This is a genomic window from Parabacteroides sp. PH5-46, assembly GCF_029892785.1.
GTDB lineage: Bacteria > Bacteroidota > Bacteroidia > Bacteroidales > Tannerellaceae > DFXE01.
Genome location: NZ_JARXXA010000006.1, coordinates 151,028 through 170,564 on the forward strand (window position 1 = coordinate 151,028; position 19,537 = coordinate 170,564).

The following is a 19,537-nucleotide window of genomic DNA, read 5'->3' on the forward strand; positions in this document are numbered from 1 at the left end:
TTATTCCTATCTTTGTTGTGAATAATTAATGTTATCATGAGAATAGGTATTCTTTCTTCAGGGGGTGATTGTCCCGGTATCAATGCCACAATACGTGGGGTTGGTAAGACTGCTATCATGCACTATAATATGGAAGTTGTAGGAATCCATAGTGGCTTTTCAGGCATTTTGAAAAAAGACATTCAGCTATTAGACGAACGAAGCCTTTCCGGTATACTCAACCTGGGAGGTACCATCCTGGGAACCTCTCGCGAGAAGTCTTTCCGCAAACTAATTGCCGACGACGAAGGACAGGCATCCATCATTAAAAAAAGCTACGATGAACTAGGCCTCGACTGTATCGTCTGCATCGGAGGAAACGGCACACAGAAAACAGCCAACCTACTCTCCGAGATAGGATTAAACATCATAGGCGTACCCAAAACCATCGACAACGACGTATGGGGAACCGACATCACCTTTGGTTTCGACACAGCCGTTAACATAGCAACCGAAGCCATCGACAGGCTCCACTCCACCGCCAGCTCGCACAAACGCGTAATGGTAGTAGAAGTAATGGGACACAAAGTAGGCTGGATTGCCCTCTACGCCGGAATGGCCGGAGGCGCCGACGTTATCCTGCTACCCGAACTAGGCTACGATATCACCAAAGTAAACGAAGCAATCCTCGACCGCTCCCGGCGCGGAAAACCCTACTCCATCGTAGTAGTAGCCGAAGGAGTAGAAACTGTAAACAGAAAGAACCGTCCGGCAGACTTTATCACAAAAGCCATTGAAGACGGCACCGGCATAGAAACCCGCGAAACCGTTCTGGGATACACCCAACGCGGCGGCAACCCTTCCCCTTACGACCGCAACCTAGCCACCCGCTTGGGTGGACACGCCACCGAACTAATAGCCAACAAACAATTCGGACGCATGGTATGCATGAAAGACAACAAAGTAGACTCCATCCCCCTCTCCGAAGTAGCCGGCAAACTAAAAGTAGTAACCCCCAACCACGACCTCATCATCCAAGGCCAACGCATGGGTATCATGTTCGGACAATAAAAAAGAGAGAAAAGGATCAAAAAGTTAGACGAAGGCCCTCTCCTCTGACTGTTCATTTATAAAAGAATATAAAATATATCAAACTTAATTTTTATGGAAGAAAAAACAATAGATTCCGGTAGAGTAAACATGATTTCATGTGTTGTTTTTTGCATTGTGTTTGCTTTAGTTTTGCTACCATTTTTTTATATTTTAAATGATGGCTTTGAGGAAGCAACAGTAAAGTATCCAACCTATTGGTTTATTATTGCCATGTTTGTAGCCATAGTTATTCATGAATTAATTCATGGTATTTGTTTTGCACTCTTTGTCAAAAACGGTTTCAAGTCTGTCCATTTTGGTGTTAAATGGAAAGCGCTTACTCCCTATTGTCATTGCACTGAATCACTTAACGCGAATCAATATAGAATAACATTATTAATGCCTACGATTATTTTAGGAATTATTCCCACCATAATAGCTTATATCATTAACGATTATAGCACTGTACTATTTGGATGTGTAATGATTGCTGCCGGAACAGGTGATTTTTTTTCCATTTGGTTATTACGTGGTTTAAACAAAAATATATTATTAAAAGATCATCCCGAAAAGATCGGTTTTCTAATATATAAAGAAGAAACTAATTAAAGAAATAATAAACGGATAGAAGAGCAGCTTTTATTTGCTAAACATCCATAACGCTATATATTTATATCAAGAGTAAACAATAAAAAGCATCATGAAAAACTCCATCGACTGGAAAAAACATTGGGTATTTAACTGGGTATTCTTTAAGAGTAACTTGTTTATGGGGCTTGTTTTGGGGCTTGGGTTTGGAGTTTATCAGCAGGCGATAGGGGGAGATGGGACGTTGTTGGGGTTTGTTAGGCAATGTCTATTGGCTATTCCTTTGGGGTTTTTGTTGAGTTTTTTGTATAAGGAGTTTGTCTATAAGGAGGGGTATTATTTTTATTATAATCAGGGGATATTGAAGGTTGAGCTTTGGATTGTTTCTTTTATTCTTTCCTGTTTTTTTTATCTGATATTCAAATTAATACATATAGTATGGATGATTGTCTTGAGGTAGATAGTGTGGTGAAGAATTTCTCGGAGAAGACCATCTTGTCCGATGTTTATCTTTGTTGCAAGCCGGGGGATATTATCGGGCTGTTTGGACTGAATGGGACAGGTAAATCCACCTTGCTCAAGATTATTTTCGGCACCTTGAAGGCCGACAGAAGTTTCATTCGCATCAACGGACAGGTGCAAACAAGGCCAGCCTATTTGTCCGGCTTGGTGGCCTACTTGCCTCAGCATAATTACTTGCCTCACAACTTGACGATTACCGAATTAGTCCACCTTTACCTCCCCAAGGAGCAGGTGAATAACTTCCTGGGCGACCGCTTCCTGTTTAAGTACCGGAAATCGAAGGTGAAAACACTTTCCGGCGGAGAACAGCGCTATTTGGAAATCAAACTTCTGCTCTATCACACAGCCCCTTACGTATTGCTGGATGAACCCTTTAACGGACTCTACCCCTTGGCGGCCGAAGCCATTCGCGAACATATTACAATCGCCTCCCAGACGAAAGGCATTATCCTGACCGATCACAACTTCCGCGAAGTACACAAGGCCGTGAACCGCCTCTTGCTCCTCAGCGACTGCCACCTCAGGGAAGTCTCCGATGCCGATGCTCTTTCCGCCTACGGATACGCCTCTAATCCAAGGTAGTACATATGGGGCAGGAGGTGCCGTCGAGGATGGCGATTACTTCGTTGTCTTTTATTATCTTTGCGGGGCCTTCTCTTTCGCCTTCGAAGGGGATGACGAAATAAGCTGTTGATTTGAAGGGTGATATAATCAGGCCGATGCGACTGGGGTTTTGGGCATCGTCGGACATCATGAAGCCGATGATCGGAAAGTCTAGCACCTCATCACGTTTGTTAATCATCTGTAGCACACCGCCCAAGGCTGCGGGGTATAGTACCCGGGAAAACCTGACAGGGTCTTGCGCCCTGAGGCTCATCTTAAGCCCTCCCAGAGTCTCCTCCTCATAGGCAACTTGCTCAACGATTATAAAATGCGGCGGATCGAGAGCAGGCTGATCAGAAGGCGTATTTTCATCCTTTGGTTTCTTATAAGATGAATGCCGGGTCAGATTATCGGCTGCCGTTCTAAGGTATGAATTAACAGTGTCAATAAAGTCTTCCGTTATTGTAAGCAGTTCTAAATCAGGCGATACTAAGAGGGCGTTTTGATGCACCACCATCAGCAGATCGGCTACTGCGCTGAAGGATGAATCGCTCTTGCGCTGGGCATTTATCAGTTTATGCCGCCGCATCACCCTTATTTCATGCGCACGTGTGCGATAGAGACTCATAAAACTCTTGTTTTGCACATTCAGCAAGTTCAGTTCTGCCTCTAATCCAAGCACTTGAGTGGCTTCCAGGTAAGGCTCTTTCTTCAGGTCGATAATCAGTTTACTTATAGCTGCCGAATTTTTGGTATATGATTCAGTATTGCTGCCTTTGTAATCTAAGAGTTTATTTTTCAGTAAGATGGCAGCTTCTTTTTTTCTTTCTACTTTATTATATGTATAATATTCTACTGTGCGATTAATATCACGAAAGCTTTCATCGCGTGCGGCATCCATCTCCTGAATTTCTTTGGTTATGGGCAGCTTTCGTGACACTTTAAATTCATCAATTTCTACCTGAAAATTAGCTACATATGTACTCCATAAAGGAGTGAGCCCGGGAATAAGCATATACTTATCGTTTCCATATTGAATGATCGCGTCGTGCGTATCATAATGTTCGGCATTTGTTAGCGCATGTAACAATCCCATATGAGAAATAATTTTTTTCATAATATAAGTGATTTAGAAATGGTTACTATAAATAAGAAGTGATCTTATAGGTTATTTCTTTTTCTACCTTCCTGCATGTTTTCCGATATTTGGAAGGCGACATCTGCTTTAATCTTTTGAAAAAAGAATAAAAAGAAGAAGAGTTGAGAAAGCCTAATTTGACAGATACCTCTTTGATAGACATCATGGTATGTATCAGCATCCATTGCGCATCATATAGAACCAGATAGTCTTTAAACTCGGCCGCTGTATAATCCGTAAAAGATTTCACCGTTTTATTCAATTCATCCAAGGTAAGGTTCATACTTTGGGCATAATAACTTAAATAATCATTTCTGCGCGAGCGAATTTGCTGCCCAAAATTATCTATCACATCATTTCCTGAAGGATTTAACGGCGTATTGTCTTTTTCAGGCGGAGTCCAGATTTCATCTAAGGTAATTTTCTTAATTGTACTCATACGCATTGGAGTTTTAATGATAGTATTTAACAAGTCTTCATGAGTAATCGCTGCAAGTAACAAAATATTTTTCAAAAATTCACACAAAATGCCGGAAAATTTACATCCGATAATCATTTTTATAAAAAAAGTTACTCAATCTCAGATTTCGATAATCATTTTATATAAAAACCATGAGCCATTGGACAGGGAGAATATGCTTTTGCACTAAAAAGTTATTCAATCTCAAACTTCAGTAATCATTTGTCATCAAAAAGTTACTCAAGTTTGAGATTGAGTAACTTTTTCGGCTCAAATGATTACCAAATCTCAAGATTGAGTAATCTTTTAGTACAAAAACATTCTTCCCCTATTCAGGGATTAAACTTTTTATGCAAAAAAGATTATCCAAATTCGAAATGGATCATGATTTTGTGACGAAAAAGTTATCGCATATTTTCAGTATGCTATTAAATGTCTTTGCTGGGGGGGGTGGTGAAGTGTTTTTTGTAGGCGGTGCTGAAGTATTTGGGGTCGGAGAAGCCTACTAGATTGGCTACTTCTACGATGGTGTATTGCTTGGTTTTGAGGAGTTCGCGGGCTTTGTTGAGGCGGTGGATGCGGATGTAGTCGTTGGGGCTTTGGCCGGTGAGGGTTTTTATTTTGTTGTATACGGAGGTGCGGCTCATGGCTAGTTTGTTGCAGAATTCGTTGATGGAGAAGTCGGGCTTGTCCATTTCTTCTTCGATGATGTGGACGGTTTTGTTGAGAAAGTTTTTGTCTAATTCGCTGATGTCGTTGTTGATGTTGCGTATGCGGGTTTTCAGGATGCTGAGGTTAAAGGGCTTGGTGATGTAGTCGTTGGCACCGGCTTCGAGTCCCATCATGATGTTTTCTCTTTCGCTGAGGGCGGAGAGGAAGATGAGGGGGATGTGGCTGGTTTCGATGGAGGACTTCAGGCGGCGGCACATTTCGTCGCCCCGGAGGCCGGGCAGGATGATGTCTGAGAGGATGACGTAGGGGTTGATTTCGCGTGCCAGTTCGAGGGCGCGGTTTCCGTCGCCTACGCTTATTACCTGATAGTCGGGCGAGAGGCTTTGGGTGAGGGTTTCGATTTGTTCGGGATTGGTTTCTACCAGCAGGATGATTTCTTTGTCGGGCTGGGGACGAGGCAGAGGGGCTGCGGGTTGGTTGATGCTGTGGATGGCTTGAGTGAGTAGCTCTCGGGCTTTGGGTGAGAGTTCTTCGGTTTGGAGTATGTGGCGAAGGAGTTCTGTGAGGAGGCGTATCTTTTCGTTGGCCTCCTCACAGGTTTCCTGCCTGTTTTCTGTGTTCGGATAATCGTTCATTACCCTGTTATTTTTCTGTTATCCCAAGAAGGAGATCAATACTCCGGCGGCTACGGCCGATCCGATAACGCCTGAGATGTTACTGGCCATGCAGTATTGCAGGACGTGGTTCTTGGGGTCGTACTTGAGGGCTATATCATTGGCTACACGTGATGCCATGGGTACGGCACTGAGTCCGGTAGCTCCAATGAGGGGGTTGATCTTCTTCTTGGTAAAGAGATTGAATAGTTTTACCATAAAGATACCTCCGGCAATAGAGAGGGCAAAGGCCAGGAATCCTCCTACTACAATTCCGATGGTGGTGAAATTGAGGAAGGCTTCGGCCGTCATGGTGGCTCCTACGCATAGGCCCAGGAATACGGTTGCCGTGTTCATGATGCTATTGGAAATGGCATCGTGCAGACGGGCGGTGGTGGCTCCGATTTCTTTAATCAGATTGCCAAACATCAACATACCGATCAAGGGCACGGCAGAGGGTACGAAAAGGGCTACGATAACGGTTACGGCTATCGGGAAGATGATCTTCAGCACGCGCATGTTCTTTATCTCTACGTCGGAAGGGTATTTCTTTTCCTGTTCTTTCATGTTGATGCGCAGTTCCTTTTTGGAGCAAAGCAGGTTGACTACCAAGGGTATGATTACCGGTACCAATGCCATATAGGAGTATGCGGCAATGGCGATGGGACCCAGTAGATGGGGCGCCAGCTTGATGGTGGTAAAGATAGCGGTTGGTCCGTCGGCACCTCCGATGATACCGAGTGCGGCTGCTTCTTTGGGCGTGAAGCCCATTAGTATGGCAACGAGCAAAACGGTGAAGATTCCCAGCTGAGCTGCCGCTCCGAAGATGGAGAGGCGCAGGTTGCGCAGCATCGGCCCGAAGTCGGTAAGTGCTCCCACGCCCATGAAGATAACGGGGGGCAGGAAGCCAGTCTTGATCAGCATGTAGTAGAGGAAGTTCATCAGACCCATCTCGTGGGCGATGTCGTGCAGAGGCATCTCCCAGATGTTCTTCATCACACCATGTATATTTACGGCTCCGTTTTCGTCGGCTTGTATGATGCCCATGTCGCCACCGGGGAAATTGGCCAGCAACACTCCGAAGGCTATGGGTACCAACAGCAAAGGCTCGTACTCTTTCTTGATACCAAGGTAGAGCAATACGAAGGCCAATAGGTACATGATGAGGAACTGCGGCTCGGCAATTATATTGCTGAAAGCCGTCATTTCATACAGGTTGCTAATTATCTCCTTCATTATCCGATGGTCATTAATACGTCATCTTCGGCTACTGTGTCGCCCGGAGCAGGGAGTATAGAGGTGATTGTACCGCTAAATTCCGAACGCACGGCATTGTATGTTTTCATTGCTTCGATGTAGCACAGGACATCGCCTTCTTTTACGGTATCGCCTACCTTGAGGGGTGTATCAGAGGTACCTTTCACGAGGAAGAATTTTCCTTCCAGCGGCGACAGTACTTCTTCTCCACCACCGGCACTATTGCTTGCTGCGGGAGCGGCTGCCGGTTGAGCTGCTACAGGTGCTGAAGCGGCGGGAGCGGCGGCTGAGGAGGTGTTTCCAAAGTCTACCGTTACCTGGTATTTCTGTCCGTTTACATCTACGCTCATTACCTGAGGAGTGGTAGGCAAGGCGAAAGAGGCGGCTTGTGATTGGGCTGCCGGTTGAGCTTCGGCTGCCGGTACATTCTGCTCTGCTTTACGCTTGGCCACGTCTGCCAGGAATTCCACTTTGGCTTTTCCGGAGCGATAGGCTTCGTATTGAGCGGGGTGCATGGCGTATTCGAATAGTTCTTCGTCGTCTTCGCCCATTTCCCACTGCTTCTCGTTCATGAGTTTGCGATATTTGTTCAGGGCGTCGGGATAGTTGTCTTGCGGATTGCCCTCGAAGAATTCGCGTCCTTCCAGTTTGGCCTTTTCTATGATTTCGGGAGCCAGCTTGCCGGGCAGGCGTCCGGCCTTTCCGAGTATCATGTCCCAGATATCATCGGCTATCATGCTCCAGCGGGCTTTGCCTTTTTCGAGCTGCATGACGTTCATCATCGCCAGGTTCTTCACGTATTGGCTGAAAGGAGTAACCAAAGGAGGATAGCCAACGCGCGGCCATACGTAGGCCACTTCGTCGAACAGCTTGATGAGCAGTTGGTCTTCCGACATCAGAGGCTTGTTGTTCTTTATGTTGCTCTTATTGATGCTTTCGAGGTTCTTCTCGAGGTCGGACATCAAGCTTCCCATCATACCTCCCGGCAATCCGGGGCCGATCAATAGGGAGTTCATCAAGCGGTTCTTCGGACTGATGTATAGGCCGAGGAAGTCGTCCATGAATTCCTGTACCATGCTTCTTACCTTCATGTAGGCTTCCATGTTGATGTCGGGCACTTTGTATCCGGCATCTTTCAGCATGGCGTGTACTGTCAGCAAATCGGCATGTCCGGTACCCCACGAGAGAGGCTCCATACCTACGTCGATATAGTCGCAACCGGCATCGCAGACTTCCAGAATAGAAGCTACATTAAAACCAGGCCCTGCGTGACTGTGATATTGGATGGGGATTTCGGGGTATTTAGCTTTTATGTTCTTTACGATCAATCCCAGCGAATGAGGACGTCCTATCCCGGCCATATCTTTTATGCAGATCTCGTCTGCGCCCAACTCAATGAGCTCAATGGCCATCTTGGTGTAATACTCAACGGTGTGGATAGGCGAATGCGTGATGGAAAGAGAGCATTGTGAGATCATACCTGCTTCTTTCGCATACTTGATAGAGGGGGCAATGTTTTGCACATCATTCAGTCCGCAGAAGGTACGGGCGATATCGGTTCCCTGTGCCTTTTTAACGGTATAGAACAACTGGCGCACATCGTCGGGAACCGGGCTCATGCGAAGGCCGTTCAATGCGCGGTCAAGCATGTGTGTTTGTATGCCGGCTTCGTTGAATGGCTTTGTCCACTCGCGTACCGCCTTATTAGGGTTCTCTCCGAATAATAGATTTACTTGTTCGAAACCTCCGCCATTCGTTTCTACGCGATCAAAACAACCCATTTCGATAATGGCTGGAGCAACTCTGGTAAGTTGGTCAACACGAGGAACATACTTTCCGGCTGATTGCCACATGTCTCTGAAGACCAAACTGAATTTGATTTCTCTTTTCATATAAAAATATGTATAGCTGGTTTATTACTTTTCAATCTTAATGACCTTTCCTTTCCCACCGGTCAGCACACTAATGGCTGATACGATTGCCGCTGTAGTAGCACCGGGCATACTGTTGTCCTGTGTGTGTGGAAGCGATTGCGACTGTACGGCAGCTGTTCGCTTTTTAACTATAATCTCCTCGGGGATATATTTATTCACAAACGCAATCAAACCTTTGCCTAAATAAATGACAATCAGTAAAATTGCGAACACTGTCGCCATTCCTACAACCATTAATAAGAGTCCTGTTTCTATGTTTTCCATTAGAAAAAATATTAGAGAGGGATCCAAATCTTTCAAAAAGAAAATTTTCCGCCAAATTAAAAACAGTTGCAAATGTACTAATTCAAGATATATCGACCTAATACTTCTTCTATTAAAAAAATAAAAAAACGTATATGTAATGTAAATATTTCTTCTGATTGATAAGAAAAAGAGGCAAACTACTTGCGATTTATCATAAACGACTATTTGTGAGCCGTAAGTGTTTATTATTTGTTTTTTTATTTATACTTTTGTTTTGATAATAGGATAAATATTTATTTATAAATCCATCATTTAATTTAATTAATAACAAAATGAAAAAGTATTTAGCTGAAATGATCGGAACAATGGTTCTGGTACTTATGGGTTGCGGATCTGCCGTATTTGCCGGCACAGGCGGACAGATTGTATCATCTGTAGGAACGCTGGGAGTAGCCCTTGCCTTTGGTTTGTCTGTTATAGCAATGGCCTATACAATCGGCAAAATCTCCGGATGTCATATCAATCCGGCCATTACCCTGGGTGTATTTCTTTCAAAGAGAATGTCGGGAAAAGATGCCGGGATGTATATGCTGTTCCAGGTAATTGGGGCGATCATTGGTTCTTCTATTTTATTTTTGCTGGCCAGCGGTTCAGGCTCTGCCACTACTTTAACTGGGGCAAACAATTATGCAAGTGATGCCGTAGTAACAGCATTCATTGCCGAAGCGGTGTTTACCTTTATCTTTGTGTTGGTGGTACTGGGAACTACTTCTAAGGGAGGTGCCGGTAATTTTGCAGGTTTGGCTATCGGTCTTACTTTAGTGTTGGTGCATATTGTATGTATCCCTATCACCGGAACGTCTGTGAATCCGGCTCGTAGCATTGGTCCGGCTCTTTTTGCAGGCGGCGAACATCTGGCTCACCTTTGGTTGTTTATCGTAGCTCCGTTTGTAGGTGCGGCTTTATCAGCATTGGTTTGGAACGTAATAGATACGGAAGAATAAAAAGAGAATACATTTTAATACAAAAAAGAAGCCATCCCAACGAGTAGGATGGCTTCTTTTATTTCCCTTTAAAGAAAGACTTTTTTTATTCTGCTTATTTCACTAAATTGGAAAGTTCAGAACCAGCTTTAAATTTAACTGCTTTGCGAGCAGGAATGTTAATAGGCTGTTTTGTTTTAGGGTTAACACCTTTGCGAGCTGCTTTTTCCGAAACTGAGAAAGAACCGAATCCTAACAATGCAATTTTTTCACCCTTCTTCATTTCGTCAGAAACTGTTTCAATAAAAGCGTCAACAGCTTTTTTTGCGTCAACTTTGCTTAAGCCAGATTTCTCAGCTACAGCACTAATAAATTCTGTTTTGTTCATAATGTTAAAAAATTATTCGTATTAAACAATTCTTATAATAGCCTTTTACTGGCACCAAATGTACTTTTATTTTAGTATACAACAAAGAATTTGTGTTTTTTTTTATCGTTTTTTTGTGTTTTAATATCTAAACGCCATAAAATCGCAAATATATATATACCTTTGCTTTACAAAATCGATGAAACAATGATGAATCAGAATAATTCCGGCTTCTTAAATTCCATACCCGTTGTTACTAAAAACTTGATTATTATTAATGTTCTTTTTTGGATTGCGAGTATTACTTTACCCAAAGTAAATGTTGATTTAGTGGCATTGTTGGGCTTGCATTTTCCCGGGGCAAAGAACTTTAATCCGATTCAGTTCATTTCCTATATGTTCATGCACGATACGCGTTCTATCAGCCATTTGTTTTTCAATATGTTTGCTGTTTATATGTTCGGACGTATCCTTGAGCAGGTGTGGGGGCCTAAGCGTTTCCTGATCTTTTACATGGTTACGGGAGTGGGTGCGGGATTGATACAGGAGTTGTCCTGGTTTTTTGAGTTGCGCGATGTTCTTTTCTCCGGCCATGATATGGTGAACCTGAATGGTGTTCAGTTAATGGCTAAAAGTGAGTTTCTGAACCTGTTTGTTACAGTAGGAGCTTCCGGCGCAGTATTTGGTATATTGCTGGCCTTTGGGATGAAGTTTCCGGATGTTCCTCTCTATATTATGTTTGTCCCTATCCCCATAAAGGCAAAGTATTTTGTTGTGGGATACGGGCTTATCGAATTATTCCTGGGTGTTTCCAACTTCAGTGGAGATAATGTTGCACACTTCGCCCACTTGGGAGGAATGCTCTTTGGTTATTTTTTAATCCGTTATTGGAAAAAGAAGGATGCAGAGAATGGACGGTATTTTTAAAGATTTGAAGCAAACGTTTCGCCAAGGTAGTCTGCTTGCGAAACTTATATATATAAATGTAGGGATATTTGTTATTATCCGCCTGATTGCGGTATGCTTCCTGCTGTTTAATGTAAGAGATATTCAAATTCTGACATATTTAGGGGTACCCTCCTCTTTAGAGTCGTTGCTCTATAAGCCCTGGACGCTTATTAGCTATATGTTTGTTCATTACGACTTTTTGCATATCCTCTTTAATATGCTGTGGCTCTATTGGTTTGGGAAGATCTTTCTACAGTTTTTCGTTCCCCGGCAATTAGGTGGCATTTATTTTTTAGGCGGTATAGCTGGATCCATCTTGTATCTTGTAGCATTTAATATATTTCCTTATTTTCGCGAGATGCAGTCGGCTACTATGATTGGAGCTTCCGCATCTGTTATGGCGATTGTTTTTGCCGTTTCTTTTTACCGGAAAGATTATGAAATCGGGTTGATGTTCATTGGGAGAATCAAGCTGATTTATTTGGCAGTTGCGGCATTTGTTATTGACTTTCTGTCTATTACTTCTTCAAATGCCGGAGGGCATATCGCCCATATAGGAGGAGCGCTTCTGGGCATTTGGTTTGCAAGTCGGATCAAAGAGGGCAAAGACCTTACAGCACCGATAAACAGGCTGATAGACAAAATTGTGAACATAAGGAAACCGAAGTCTAAGATGTATGTTTCTTATAAACGCAAGGAGACCGACTATGATTATAATGCCCGTAAGCATCAGGAGAATATAGATCTGGATGCTATACTGGATAAGTTGAAACGTTCCGGCTATGAAAGCCTTTCGTCGGAAGAAAAAAAGAGATTATTTGATGCCAGCAAAAAATAAGGGAACAGGCAAGGGAATCATTTTTTTCAAGAGTATTATTCAATACTTTTTTGTGATAGCCAACGTATTGGCTGCACTATTGCTGATTGTATCGGCCTATTCCGACTATGTCTCTCCCAACAGAAGCCTCTTCTTTTCGTATATAGGTTTGATTTTCCCTTTTATTTGCCTGATGAATGCATGTTTCTTGGTGTATTGGATCATCCTTCACCAGTGGAAGTTTTTGCTGATCGGAGTTATTGCTTTTGTTGTCTGTTGGAAGCCTGTGCGGAGCTACTTCCCTCTGCATATCAAATCCAAACCTGTACCGGAAGAGGGCGTTATCAAAGTGCTAACATACAACGTTATGGGATTTGCCTACAAAGATCATACGAAAGAGGAGCCAAACGAGATCGTCCGATATATTATTAACTCAGAAGCAGATATTGTTTGTCTGCAAGAATGTCATATTAATAAATCTAAGATTACTGAAAAGAAGCTGAATAATGCCCTGGGAATGTATCCTTATCATTCCTTTGTACCACTGCAAAGTAAGAACTGGGGCCTGGCTGTTTACTCTAAATTTCCGATCCTTAAATCCCGCAAGATAGAATACGGTAGTGAGTACAACGGCTCAGCAGTCCACGAATTAGATATCAATGGAAAAAGCATGACCTTGATAAACAATCACCTGGAGTCGTTTAAGCTCACCATGGATGATAAAACCCGCTATTCCGACTTTATAAAGGGAGTAGGCCCAGAAACCTTTGACGAGCTGAAGGGTACGATCCAACGGAAACTGGGCCCCGCATTCCTTATACGCGCCAAGCAGGCACGGATAATTGCGGATGAAATACAGCGTGCGAAAAGTGACTATCTGCTGGTGTGTGGCGACTTTAACGACACCCCTGTTTCATATGCCCACCGAAAGATACAAGGCTCGCTGCTCGACGCTTTTGCCGAGTCGGGCAGGGGATTAGGTGTTACCTATAATCAAAACTTTTTCTGGTTCAGGATAGATCATATCCTATATTCCGCTAATATGCAAGCCATTAATTGCAGGGTAGGGCATGTTAAATACTCCGACCACTATCCTGTATATTGCTATCTGAAGCTGGAAGAGTGATTCATTCCTCTTTTAATGCGGCGTATAGGTCTGCAAACAAGCTCTCAACAAAGAAATAAGTGGCGTTGCAGAACAGCACCGGGTCTTTTATCGATGCAGCTGTGTTGCTCAATCCGTTATCGGCAATTACCTCTTCCGCCGTATAGGTTTTGAAGCGTTTATCCCCCTCTGCATCATATTGATAACGTATATCCCTCACCTCTGCCGTATATCCTTCATTATGGCAAGTGACATACATTTTATACCGCAGGAGTGTTTTGGTAGAATCATCCATCAGCAGTTCTACTTTGGAGCTCACCAATATGCTGCTTTTGCTTGCATTTGATGATACATTCGACATGAATACGTCTTTCCCGTAGTTCTTCCTTGCCCATGCGTCGATAGCCTTGAATAGCGCTTCTTTTGCGAGTCCGGGGGCTTCTACGGTATCGGTATAGCATACCTTCCCCCTCTTCATCGGGGCGCAATCTTTGGTGGTACCTTTATGTCCTTGGGACATAGCTGAAACGCAGGAAAAAAAGCAGAGTATAAGTAGTAAATGTTTCTTCATAATTGCTTTATTATTTGATCCAAACATTGATAATTTCGCCTATATACATTTTGTTAATCTGTTTCCCCAGCCACTCTTCGCGAAGCTCCTGATTGCTAATTGATTCTGTGCTTAACGATTGTGAGATGAGCTTGCGGCATTCGATAATCATCCAGGCTTCGCCAAAAGCCTTGCTACCCGATGGTGTTGTGATGGGAGTAAGTCCCGATCCTTTCACTTTGTCGGCGTCTTTGCCGGATGTGCTTCCGCAATATTTCAAGGCTTCCCTGTAGGCTTCTGTATAGAAGGTAAGTGTATAAGTATCATTCTTTTCCATTAACTGATAGGTGTAGCGCGTAGGATTGATAAAGCAGGTAGCTACCGGCTTTCCGAACACGTAACCCAAGCCACCCCAGCTGGCTGTCATCATGTTGAAAGACGTTTCATTTCCAGCTGTAATAAGCATCCAATCTTCAGAGAGCATTTTGATGATATTCCCTGGTATTTTGTCGGGTGTGATCTGTTTAAATCCGGCAAACGTATTTGAGGGAGCAGATTCGGAAATAACATTTGCAGGCGCAGACGGAGTCGGTGTTTCAACAATAGTTTCCTGCACAACAGGCGCTTTGGGTGCAACAGTCAAAGCAGAAGTCCCTAAAGCAGCGGCTGCTTCGTCCATCAGAAGGGTTGCATAATCAATGGTGGCTGTCCGGAATTTTCCGTTCACCCGAGCTAACTTCCCTTTGCTTAAGGCTTTACTGTCGGTTATCCACTCTTCGGCAGTATAGCGTTCCGGTTCTCGCTGGTATGCAACATTATATTCGTAGCGGATGCCCTGAACGGAGATTTTGCAGGTATGTCCTTCACATTCAAAGATCATGCGGTAGTTTATCAATGAGCGGTCGAGCGCCAAGGCTGTACTCGAAAAAACCAGATACTCTTCCCCACTAATGGCGATGTCGCCTTCTTCCCTGTTTTGATAAAGAATCCGGTTCTTGTCATCGTTGAAACGCTCTTTAGCCCAGGCTAATAACGTGTCAAAAATATCCTTCTGAGAGAGGGAAGAAACATTTATTGTTTTTGAAAAAACCACTTTCCCGTCTACTTCCGGCACAGCTCCGGCCAGATACTTGTCATCCGTCTGAGCATAAAGGAATGCAGGGATGAGTAACACGATGAATAATAGATACTTCATGTTTAAAATTTTCTTGTTTTTCCGAACAAAGATATCTATTTTATTACCGAAACTATGTTAAACAGCCCATTTTATAGATTGTTTGGATAATTTCATCTAAAATATTTATCAACTTATAAAAATGGAAGTAAAACTTTATCTGGTGCTTCTTGTTTAAAGGGTAGAAGCAGGAATTAAAAAACAATTTATAGATAAAGTCATGAAAAAGAGTAAATATAATATATGGATACTGGCTGTTGTATTGGCGTTGATGTCAACAGGATGTTCTTCGGATACATTGTCCGAAAATGGGGATGCTTCAGCAGTAACAACAAGTATAAATCCCGGAACTCTTGTTTTAAAGGCTTTTTACGATGATTACCAAGGTGCAGAACACATAAGCTGGTCAATAAAAGATGATTACTATGTGGCTGATTTCAGCCTCAATACCGAGCCGGCTACTGCCTGGTATAGCGAAAGCGGAGAACTTGAAGTAGGAAAAACAAGTGTTTCGTCAGCTAAGTTTGAAACAGCCGTCTCCACTGTGTTATCACAGATGAATGTTTCAGGATGGCAGGTGAAAGGAGCCCATCAGCTTGATCGTAAAAACCTGAGCACGATCTACCAGGTTGAGGTAACGGAAGATAACAATGACATAAATGTTTATTTCACTCAATATGGCGACTATATCAAAACAGCTTACGATTCGCAAGATATTACTGATGAGCCGATTGACTTCTCCTCTGAACTCTCTGTTGCCCTGCAGAAAATATTCAGTAATGCGGTGATTGTTGATGTTACTTCTACCAGTTTCCAGATAACCAATGTAGGTATATTAGACGGGGTAAGATATAAGGTTGTCAGCTTTGATGCGGATTACTCCTGGGTAGCAACTATTTGGGATCTTCACGACAACGAAATTCCGGATGTTGTTGTAGCAGGTTTTAAGAATTCCAAATATGGTTCGCAAACAGTAAACAACGTAAAGGCAAAGATTGGTAGCAACGGTCTGAATTATCTGTACTACTTTGAGCAAGAGTCTAAAAACGTGATTCTTACGATTACGGAAGAAGGACGTTTGACCAGCGCTATTAGTTACTAAATCCGATATTCTCTAATTCATTTTCACATAAAAGCTCGCTATTAGCGGGCTTTCTTTTTTTCCTTTTTTCATCAGAAGTAGGTTAAAAATAATTTAGAGGTACCTCTAAACGGATTTAGACGTACCTCTAAATAAAAAGTATTTTTTCAGGAGTGAAAAAGTCCACAGGATAATATGTCCTTTCATCTGTAATCTGCTGAAAAGTGATGATAATTATTGATTTTACTCTTTGACAAAGAAAAAAAACTCTATATTTGCACCCTGTAAAAAACAAATAATAAATAATGTAATAATATAAATATAAGATTCAAATGCAAAACAAAGGATTTGTAAAGGTCTTCGCGGTGTTACTTACGCTTGTGTGTTTGTTCTACTTATCGTTCTCGTTTGTAACGAACCATTACAATGCGAAAGCCGCTGAGTATGCAGGTGGAGACCCTGTAAAAGAGAGTGCATACCTGGACTCTTTGAATACCCAGAAAGTATGGCTTGGGTATACCCTCAAGCAATGCCGTGAAATGGAAGTAACCTTAGGTCTTGACCTGAAAGGTGGTATGAACGTAGTACTCGAGCTGAATGTGCCCGACGTAGTTCGCTCATTATCAAACAATAATCAGGACGAAAACTTCAACAAAGCGTTAGACTTGGCCTACGCCCGCCAGGCTACCAGCAACAGAGATTATATCGACCTCTTTGCTGAAGAATACAAGAAGTTAGACCCGGGAGCCCGTCTCTCCGCTATATTCAGCACATTTGAATTAAAAGATAAAATTACACCTCAGAGCACGGATGCTCAGGTGATAGCTGTACTTAAAAGCGAGTCAACCAGCGCGATAGACAACTCATTCAACGTGTTGCGTACGCGTATCGACCGTTTTGGGGTGGTATCTCCGAATATCCAGCGTTTGGAAACTGCCGGACGTATCCTGGTGGAACTTCCCGGTGTGAAAGAACCCGAACGTGTTCGTAAACTGCTTCAGGGTAGTGCGAACCTGGAATTCTGGGAAACATATGAACTGTCTGAAATCTATCAGCAGTTGATTTCTGCAGACAATCTGCTGGCTACTTTGCTGGCTGACAAAACGCCTGTACAAACGGAAACAACAGAAGCAACTCCTGCGGCTGACAATCTGCTGGACGAATTGCAACAGTCTACCGACTCAGTAGATGCCAACGAAGCAGACTCATTGCTTTCACAGCTTGCCGGAGAAACTACAGATGCCCAGGCTGCCCAGTCGATGGAAGAATATGCCAAACAACATCCCTTGTTTGCCCTCTTGCAACTGAACACCTATAACGGACAGTTGGCTCCCGGCTCAATCGTAGGTATTGCACACACCAAAGATCGTGCGAAAATAGACGAATATCTGAGCATGCGCCAGGTGAAAGACATCTTGCCTCGTAACCTTTCTCTGAAGTGGGGTGTAAAGGCGATTGATGAAAAAGAACTGTATTACCAACTATATGCTATTAAAGTAACCAACCGTGACGGTAGCCCGGCTTTGGGTGGTGATGTAGTTACGGATGCAGTAGCCGACTTCTCGCAGACAGCCGGTCGCTCGGAACAGCAGGTTAGTATGTCGATGAATGCCGAAGGTGCGAAAGCCTGGGCGCGTCTGACAAAAGATAATATCGGCAAATCTATCGCGATTGTACTGGACGAGTTGGTGTATTCAGCTCCCCGTGTAAACGACGAAATTACAGGAGGCCGTTCTCAAATCTCCGGTTCATTTACGCCGGAAGAAGCGAAGGACTTGGCAAACGTGTTGAAGTCTGGTAAAATGGCAGCTTCTATTAATATCGTACAGGAAGACGTAGTAGGTCCTTCACTGGGACAAGAAGCAATCAATGCAGGGGTGATCTCTTTCATTCTGGCTTTGATACTGCTGATGGCCTATATGTGTACGATGTACGGAATCATACCGGGTATGATTGCCAACGGAGCTTTGATATTGAATATCTTCTTTACAATGGGTATTCTTGCCTCTTTCCAGGCGGTACTTACCTTGCCGGGTATTGCGGGTATGGTGCTTACGCTGGGTATGGCGGTAGACGCAAACGTGTTGATCTATGAACGTACAAAAGAAGAGCTTCGCGCAGGTAAAGGCTTGGCAAAAGCAATTGCAGACGGATATAGCAATGCTTTCTCTGCCATCTTTGACGCGAACTTAACGTCTATTATCACAGGTGTGGTATTGTTCTATTTCGGAACAGGTCCTATCCGTGGTTTTGCTACTACATTGATTATTGGTTTGTTCGCTTCATTCCTTACGGCTGTATTCTTAACCCGTATCGTTTACGAAGCATTACTGGCTAAAGATAAACTGAAGAACATTACATTCACTACTTCTGTCAGCAAAGACCTGTTGACCGATCCGAAGATCAACTTCCTGGGAATGCGTAAAACAGGTTATCTGATTCCTGCAGTGATCATCATTATAGGTGCTATTTCACTGGCAACTGTTGGTTTGAACAATGGTATCGACTTCACTGGTGGACGTAACTATATCGTACGTTTCCAGCAGGATGTAAATACTGCGGAAGTTCGTGATCTGTTAGACGAGCAGCTGGAAGGCGCAGTAAGTGTTATTACCATTGGTTCACAAGATCAGGTTCGTATATCTACCAACTATAAGATTGCAGATAACAGTCCGGAAGTAGATCAGGATGTCGAATCCAGAATATTTGAAGGAGTAAAATCTCTTCTACCTGCCGGTACAACACTGGAGCAGTTCTCGGGAGATTATATCAAGAGTTCGCAGAAGGTAGGGCCAAGTATGGCAGATGATATCAAGAATGCAGCTATACTTGCTGTAATATTCGCTATGATCTGTATGGCACTTTATATTCTGGTTCGTTTTAGGGATATCTCTTTCTCAATCGGTACATTCTTCTCGGTAGCTGTAACTACATTGTGTATCATTGCGTTTTACTCCATGCTTTGGAAGATTTTGCCTTTCTCTATGGAGATAGACCAGACGTTTATCGCTGCTATCCTGACAGTTATCGGGTACTCTATCAATGACACGGTGGTTGTATTCGACCGTATCCGTGAAACGATAGGTCTTTATCCGAAACGCGACAGATACCAGGTTATAAATGATGCATTGAACTCTACGCTTTCACGTACGCTTAATACAACATTCTCTACCTTAATTGTTGTACTTTGTATCTTTATCCTGGGTGGTAGTACAATCCGTAGTTTCACATTTGCAATTTTGCTGGGTATTGTGGTAGGAACTTATTCTACATTGTTTATCGCAACCCCGATTGCATACGAAATACAGAAGAGAAAAATCGCTAAAAAATCTTTGGCTACAGCTGCTAAATAAAGGATATATTCTATC

The 19,537-nt window shown here is 43.2% G+C and carries 18 protein-coding genes; 9 read left to right on the forward strand and 9 right to left on the reverse strand.

Annotated elements, in window-relative coordinates:
* Window positions 1-36 precede the first annotated feature (36 nt).
* The 3 genes from M2470_RS08220 (at window position 37) to M2470_RS08230 (ending at window position 2,763) form a co-directional block, all read left to right on the forward strand.
* Window positions 37-1,050 (forward strand): ATP-dependent 6-phosphofructokinase, encoded by a 1,014-nt coding sequence (locus M2470_RS08220; protein ID WP_280744577.1) that lies wholly within the window; start codon window positions 37-39, stop codon window positions 1,048-1,050.
* A gap of 93 nt (window positions 1,051-1,143) precedes the next feature.
* Window positions 1,144-1,680, forward strand: a complete 537-nt coding sequence (locus M2470_RS08225) for a DUF3267 domain-containing protein (RefSeq protein WP_280744576.1) — start codon at window positions 1,144-1,146, stop codon at window positions 1,678-1,680.
* Window positions 1,681-2,097: 417 nt separating this feature from the next.
* Entirely contained in the window at window positions 2,098-2,763 is a 666-nt protein-coding gene (locus M2470_RS08230; RefSeq protein ID WP_280744575.1) for an ATP-binding cassette domain-containing protein, read from the forward strand.
* On the opposite strand, the gene M2470_RS08235 is transcribed toward M2470_RS08230, so the two are convergent.
* From M2470_RS08235 to M2470_RS08260, 6 genes are all read right to left on the reverse strand, one after another.
* Complete coding sequence (locus M2470_RS08235; protein WP_280744573.1) at window positions 2,750-3,901, reverse strand: DUF6261 family protein; 1,152 nt, start codon at window positions 3,899-3,901, stop codon at window positions 2,750-2,752. The two genes, M2470_RS08230 and M2470_RS08235, sit on opposite strands and share 14 nt — an antisense overlap.
* A 25-nt stretch (window positions 3,902-3,926) precedes the next feature.
* Window positions 3,927-4,361: a helix-turn-helix domain-containing protein gene (locus tag M2470_RS08240; RefSeq protein WP_280744572.1), complete on the reverse strand. Its 435-nt coding sequence runs from the start codon at window positions 4,359-4,361 to the stop codon at window positions 3,927-3,929.
* A gap of 449 nt (window positions 4,362-4,810) precedes the next feature.
* The gene (locus tag M2470_RS08245; RefSeq protein ID WP_280744571.1) at window positions 4,811-5,689 is read right to left on the reverse strand and encodes a response regulator; all 879 of its coding nucleotides are present in this window, start codon (window positions 5,687-5,689) and stop codon (window positions 4,811-4,813) included.
* Window positions 5,690-5,707: 18 nt separating this feature from the next.
* The gene (locus M2470_RS08250) at window positions 5,708-6,943 is read right to left on the reverse strand and encodes a sodium ion-translocating decarboxylase subunit beta (RefSeq protein WP_280744570.1); all 1,236 of its coding nucleotides are present in this window, start codon (window positions 6,941-6,943) and stop codon (window positions 5,708-5,710) included.
* The gene (locus tag M2470_RS08255) at window positions 6,943-8,856 is read right to left on the reverse strand and encodes a biotin/lipoyl-containing protein (RefSeq protein ID WP_280744569.1); all 1,914 of its coding nucleotides are present in this window, start codon (window positions 8,854-8,856) and stop codon (window positions 6,943-6,945) included. Before M2470_RS08255 ends, M2470_RS08250 begins: the two co-directional genes overlap by 1 nt.
* Before the next feature lie 24 nt (window positions 8,857-8,880).
* Window positions 8,881-9,162, reverse strand: a complete 282-nt coding sequence (locus M2470_RS08260) for an OadG family protein (RefSeq protein WP_280744568.1) — start codon at window positions 9,160-9,162, stop codon at window positions 8,881-8,883.
* 314 nt (window positions 9,163-9,476) lie between these two features.
* Here M2470_RS08260 and M2470_RS08265 point away from each other — a divergent pair, with 314 nt between their 5' ends.
* Window positions 9,477-10,148, forward strand: coding sequence for an MIP family channel protein (locus M2470_RS08265; protein ID WP_280744567.1), 672 nt, complete (start codon window positions 9,477-9,479; stop codon window positions 10,146-10,148).
* Window positions 10,149-10,242: 94 nt separating this feature from the next.
* Here the strand turns inward: M2470_RS08265 and M2470_RS08270 are convergent, their stop codons facing one another.
* Window positions 10,243-10,515 carry an HU family DNA-binding protein gene (locus tag M2470_RS08270; RefSeq protein ID WP_280744566.1) on the reverse strand — a complete coding sequence of 91 codons (273 nt, stop codon included), beginning with the start codon at window positions 10,513-10,515 and terminating at the stop codon, window positions 10,243-10,245.
* A 186-nt stretch (window positions 10,516-10,701) separates the two neighbouring features.
* Between M2470_RS08270 and M2470_RS08275 the strand changes: the two genes are divergently transcribed.
* From M2470_RS08275 to M2470_RS08285, 3 genes are read left to right on the forward strand one after another with little or no spacing between them, the layout of a single operon-like run.
* Complete coding sequence (locus M2470_RS08275; protein WP_280744565.1) at window positions 10,702-11,421, forward strand: rhomboid family intramembrane serine protease; 720 nt, start codon at window positions 10,702-10,704, stop codon at window positions 11,419-11,421.
* Window positions 11,405-12,280, forward strand: coding sequence for a rhomboid family intramembrane serine protease (locus M2470_RS08280; protein WP_280744564.1), 876 nt, complete (start codon window positions 11,405-11,407; stop codon window positions 12,278-12,280). The genes M2470_RS08275 and M2470_RS08280 overlap by 17 nt, the downstream gene beginning before the upstream one ends.
* A complete protein-coding gene (locus tag M2470_RS08285; protein ID WP_280744563.1) occupies window positions 12,264-13,385 on the forward strand; it encodes an endonuclease/exonuclease/phosphatase family protein in 1,122 nt (373 codons plus the stop codon). Before M2470_RS08280 ends, M2470_RS08285 begins: the two co-directional genes overlap by 17 nt.
* A 1-nt stretch (window position 13,386) precedes the next feature.
* Here M2470_RS08285 and M2470_RS08290 read toward each other — a convergent pair whose 3' ends face one another.
* Window positions 13,387-13,935 (reverse strand): DUF4468 domain-containing protein, encoded by a 549-nt coding sequence (locus tag M2470_RS08290; RefSeq protein WP_280744562.1) that lies wholly within the window; start codon window positions 13,933-13,935, stop codon window positions 13,387-13,389.
* A 10-nt stretch (window positions 13,936-13,945) separates the two neighbouring features.
* Window positions 13,946-15,109 (reverse strand): DUF4468 domain-containing protein, encoded by a 1,164-nt coding sequence (locus tag M2470_RS08295; protein ID WP_280744561.1) that lies wholly within the window; start codon window positions 15,107-15,109, stop codon window positions 13,946-13,948.
* A 199-nt stretch (window positions 15,110-15,308) separates the two neighbouring features.
* Here M2470_RS08295 and M2470_RS08300 point away from each other — a divergent pair, with 199 nt between their 5' ends.
* Both M2470_RS08300 and secDF read left to right on the forward strand, forming a co-directional pair.
* Window positions 15,309-16,190 (forward strand): PepSY-like domain-containing protein, encoded by an 882-nt coding sequence (locus tag M2470_RS08300; RefSeq protein ID WP_280744560.1) that lies wholly within the window; start codon window positions 15,309-15,311, stop codon window positions 16,188-16,190.
* 311 nt (window positions 16,191-16,501) lie between these two features.
* A complete protein-coding gene (gene secDF / locus M2470_RS08305; RefSeq protein WP_280744559.1) occupies window positions 16,502-19,522 on the forward strand; it encodes a protein translocase subunit SecDF in 3,021 nt (1,006 codons plus the stop codon).
* The last annotated feature ends 15 nt before the right edge of the window (window positions 19,523-19,537 follow it).

Excerpts from the sequence above, each read along its gene's own strand:
- M2470_RS08240 (WP_280744572.1), bottom strand. The coding sequence starts at position 4,361 with ATGAGTACAATTAAGAAAATTACCTTAGATGAAATCTGGACTCCGCCT.
- M2470_RS08300 (WP_280744560.1), top strand. The coding sequence starts at position 15,309 with ATGAAAAAGAGTAAATATAATATATGGATACTGGCTGTTGTATTGGCG.
- M2470_RS08260 (WP_280744568.1), bottom strand. The coding sequence starts at position 9,162 with ATGGAAAACATAGAAACAGGACTCTTATTAATGGTTGTAGGAATGGCG.
- M2470_RS08255 (WP_280744569.1), bottom strand. The coding sequence starts at position 8,856 with ATGAAAAGAGAAATCAAATTCAGTTTGGTCTTCAGAGACATGTGGCAA.
- M2470_RS08295 (WP_280744561.1), bottom strand. The coding sequence starts at position 15,109 with ATGAAGTATCTATTATTCATCGTGTTACTCATCCCTGCATTCCTTTAT.
- M2470_RS08275 (WP_280744565.1), top strand. The coding sequence starts at position 10,702 with ATGATGAATCAGAATAATTCCGGCTTCTTAAATTCCATACCCGTTGTT.
- M2470_RS08230 (WP_280744575.1), top strand. The coding sequence starts at position 2,098 with ATGGATGATTGTCTTGAGGTAGATAGTGTGGTGAAGAATTTCTCGGAG.
- M2470_RS08270 (WP_280744566.1), bottom strand. The coding sequence starts at position 10,515 with ATGAACAAAACAGAATTTATTAGTGCTGTAGCTGAGAAATCTGGCTTA.
- M2470_RS08225 (WP_280744576.1), top strand. The coding sequence starts at position 1,144 with ATGGAAGAAAAAACAATAGATTCCGGTAGAGTAAACATGATTTCATGT.
- M2470_RS08290 (WP_280744562.1), bottom strand. The coding sequence starts at position 13,935 with ATGAAGAAACATTTACTACTTATACTCTGCTTTTTTTCCTGCGTTTCA.
- M2470_RS08285 (WP_280744563.1), top strand. The coding sequence starts at position 12,264 with ATGCCAGCAAAAAATAAGGGAACAGGCAAGGGAATCATTTTTTTCAAG.
- M2470_RS08235 (WP_280744573.1), bottom strand. The coding sequence starts at position 3,901 with ATGAAAAAAATTATTTCTCATATGGGATTGTTACATGCGCTAACAAAT.
- M2470_RS08265 (WP_280744567.1), top strand. The coding sequence starts at position 9,477 with ATGAAAAAGTATTTAGCTGAAATGATCGGAACAATGGTTCTGGTACTT.
- M2470_RS08280 (WP_280744564.1), top strand. The coding sequence starts at position 11,405 with ATGGACGGTATTTTTAAAGATTTGAAGCAAACGTTTCGCCAAGGTAGT.
- M2470_RS08250 (WP_280744570.1), bottom strand. The coding sequence starts at position 6,943 with ATGAAGGAGATAATTAGCAACCTGTATGAAATGACGGCTTTCAGCAAT.
- M2470_RS08220 (WP_280744577.1), top strand. The coding sequence starts at position 37 with ATGAGAATAGGTATTCTTTCTTCAGGGGGTGATTGTCCCGGTATCAAT.
- M2470_RS08245 (WP_280744571.1), bottom strand. The coding sequence starts at position 5,689 with ATGAACGATTATCCGAACACAGAAAACAGGCAGGAAACCTGTGAGGAG.
- secDF (WP_280744559.1), top strand. The coding sequence starts at position 16,502 with ATGCAAAACAAAGGATTTGTAAAGGTCTTCGCGGTGTTACTTACGCTT.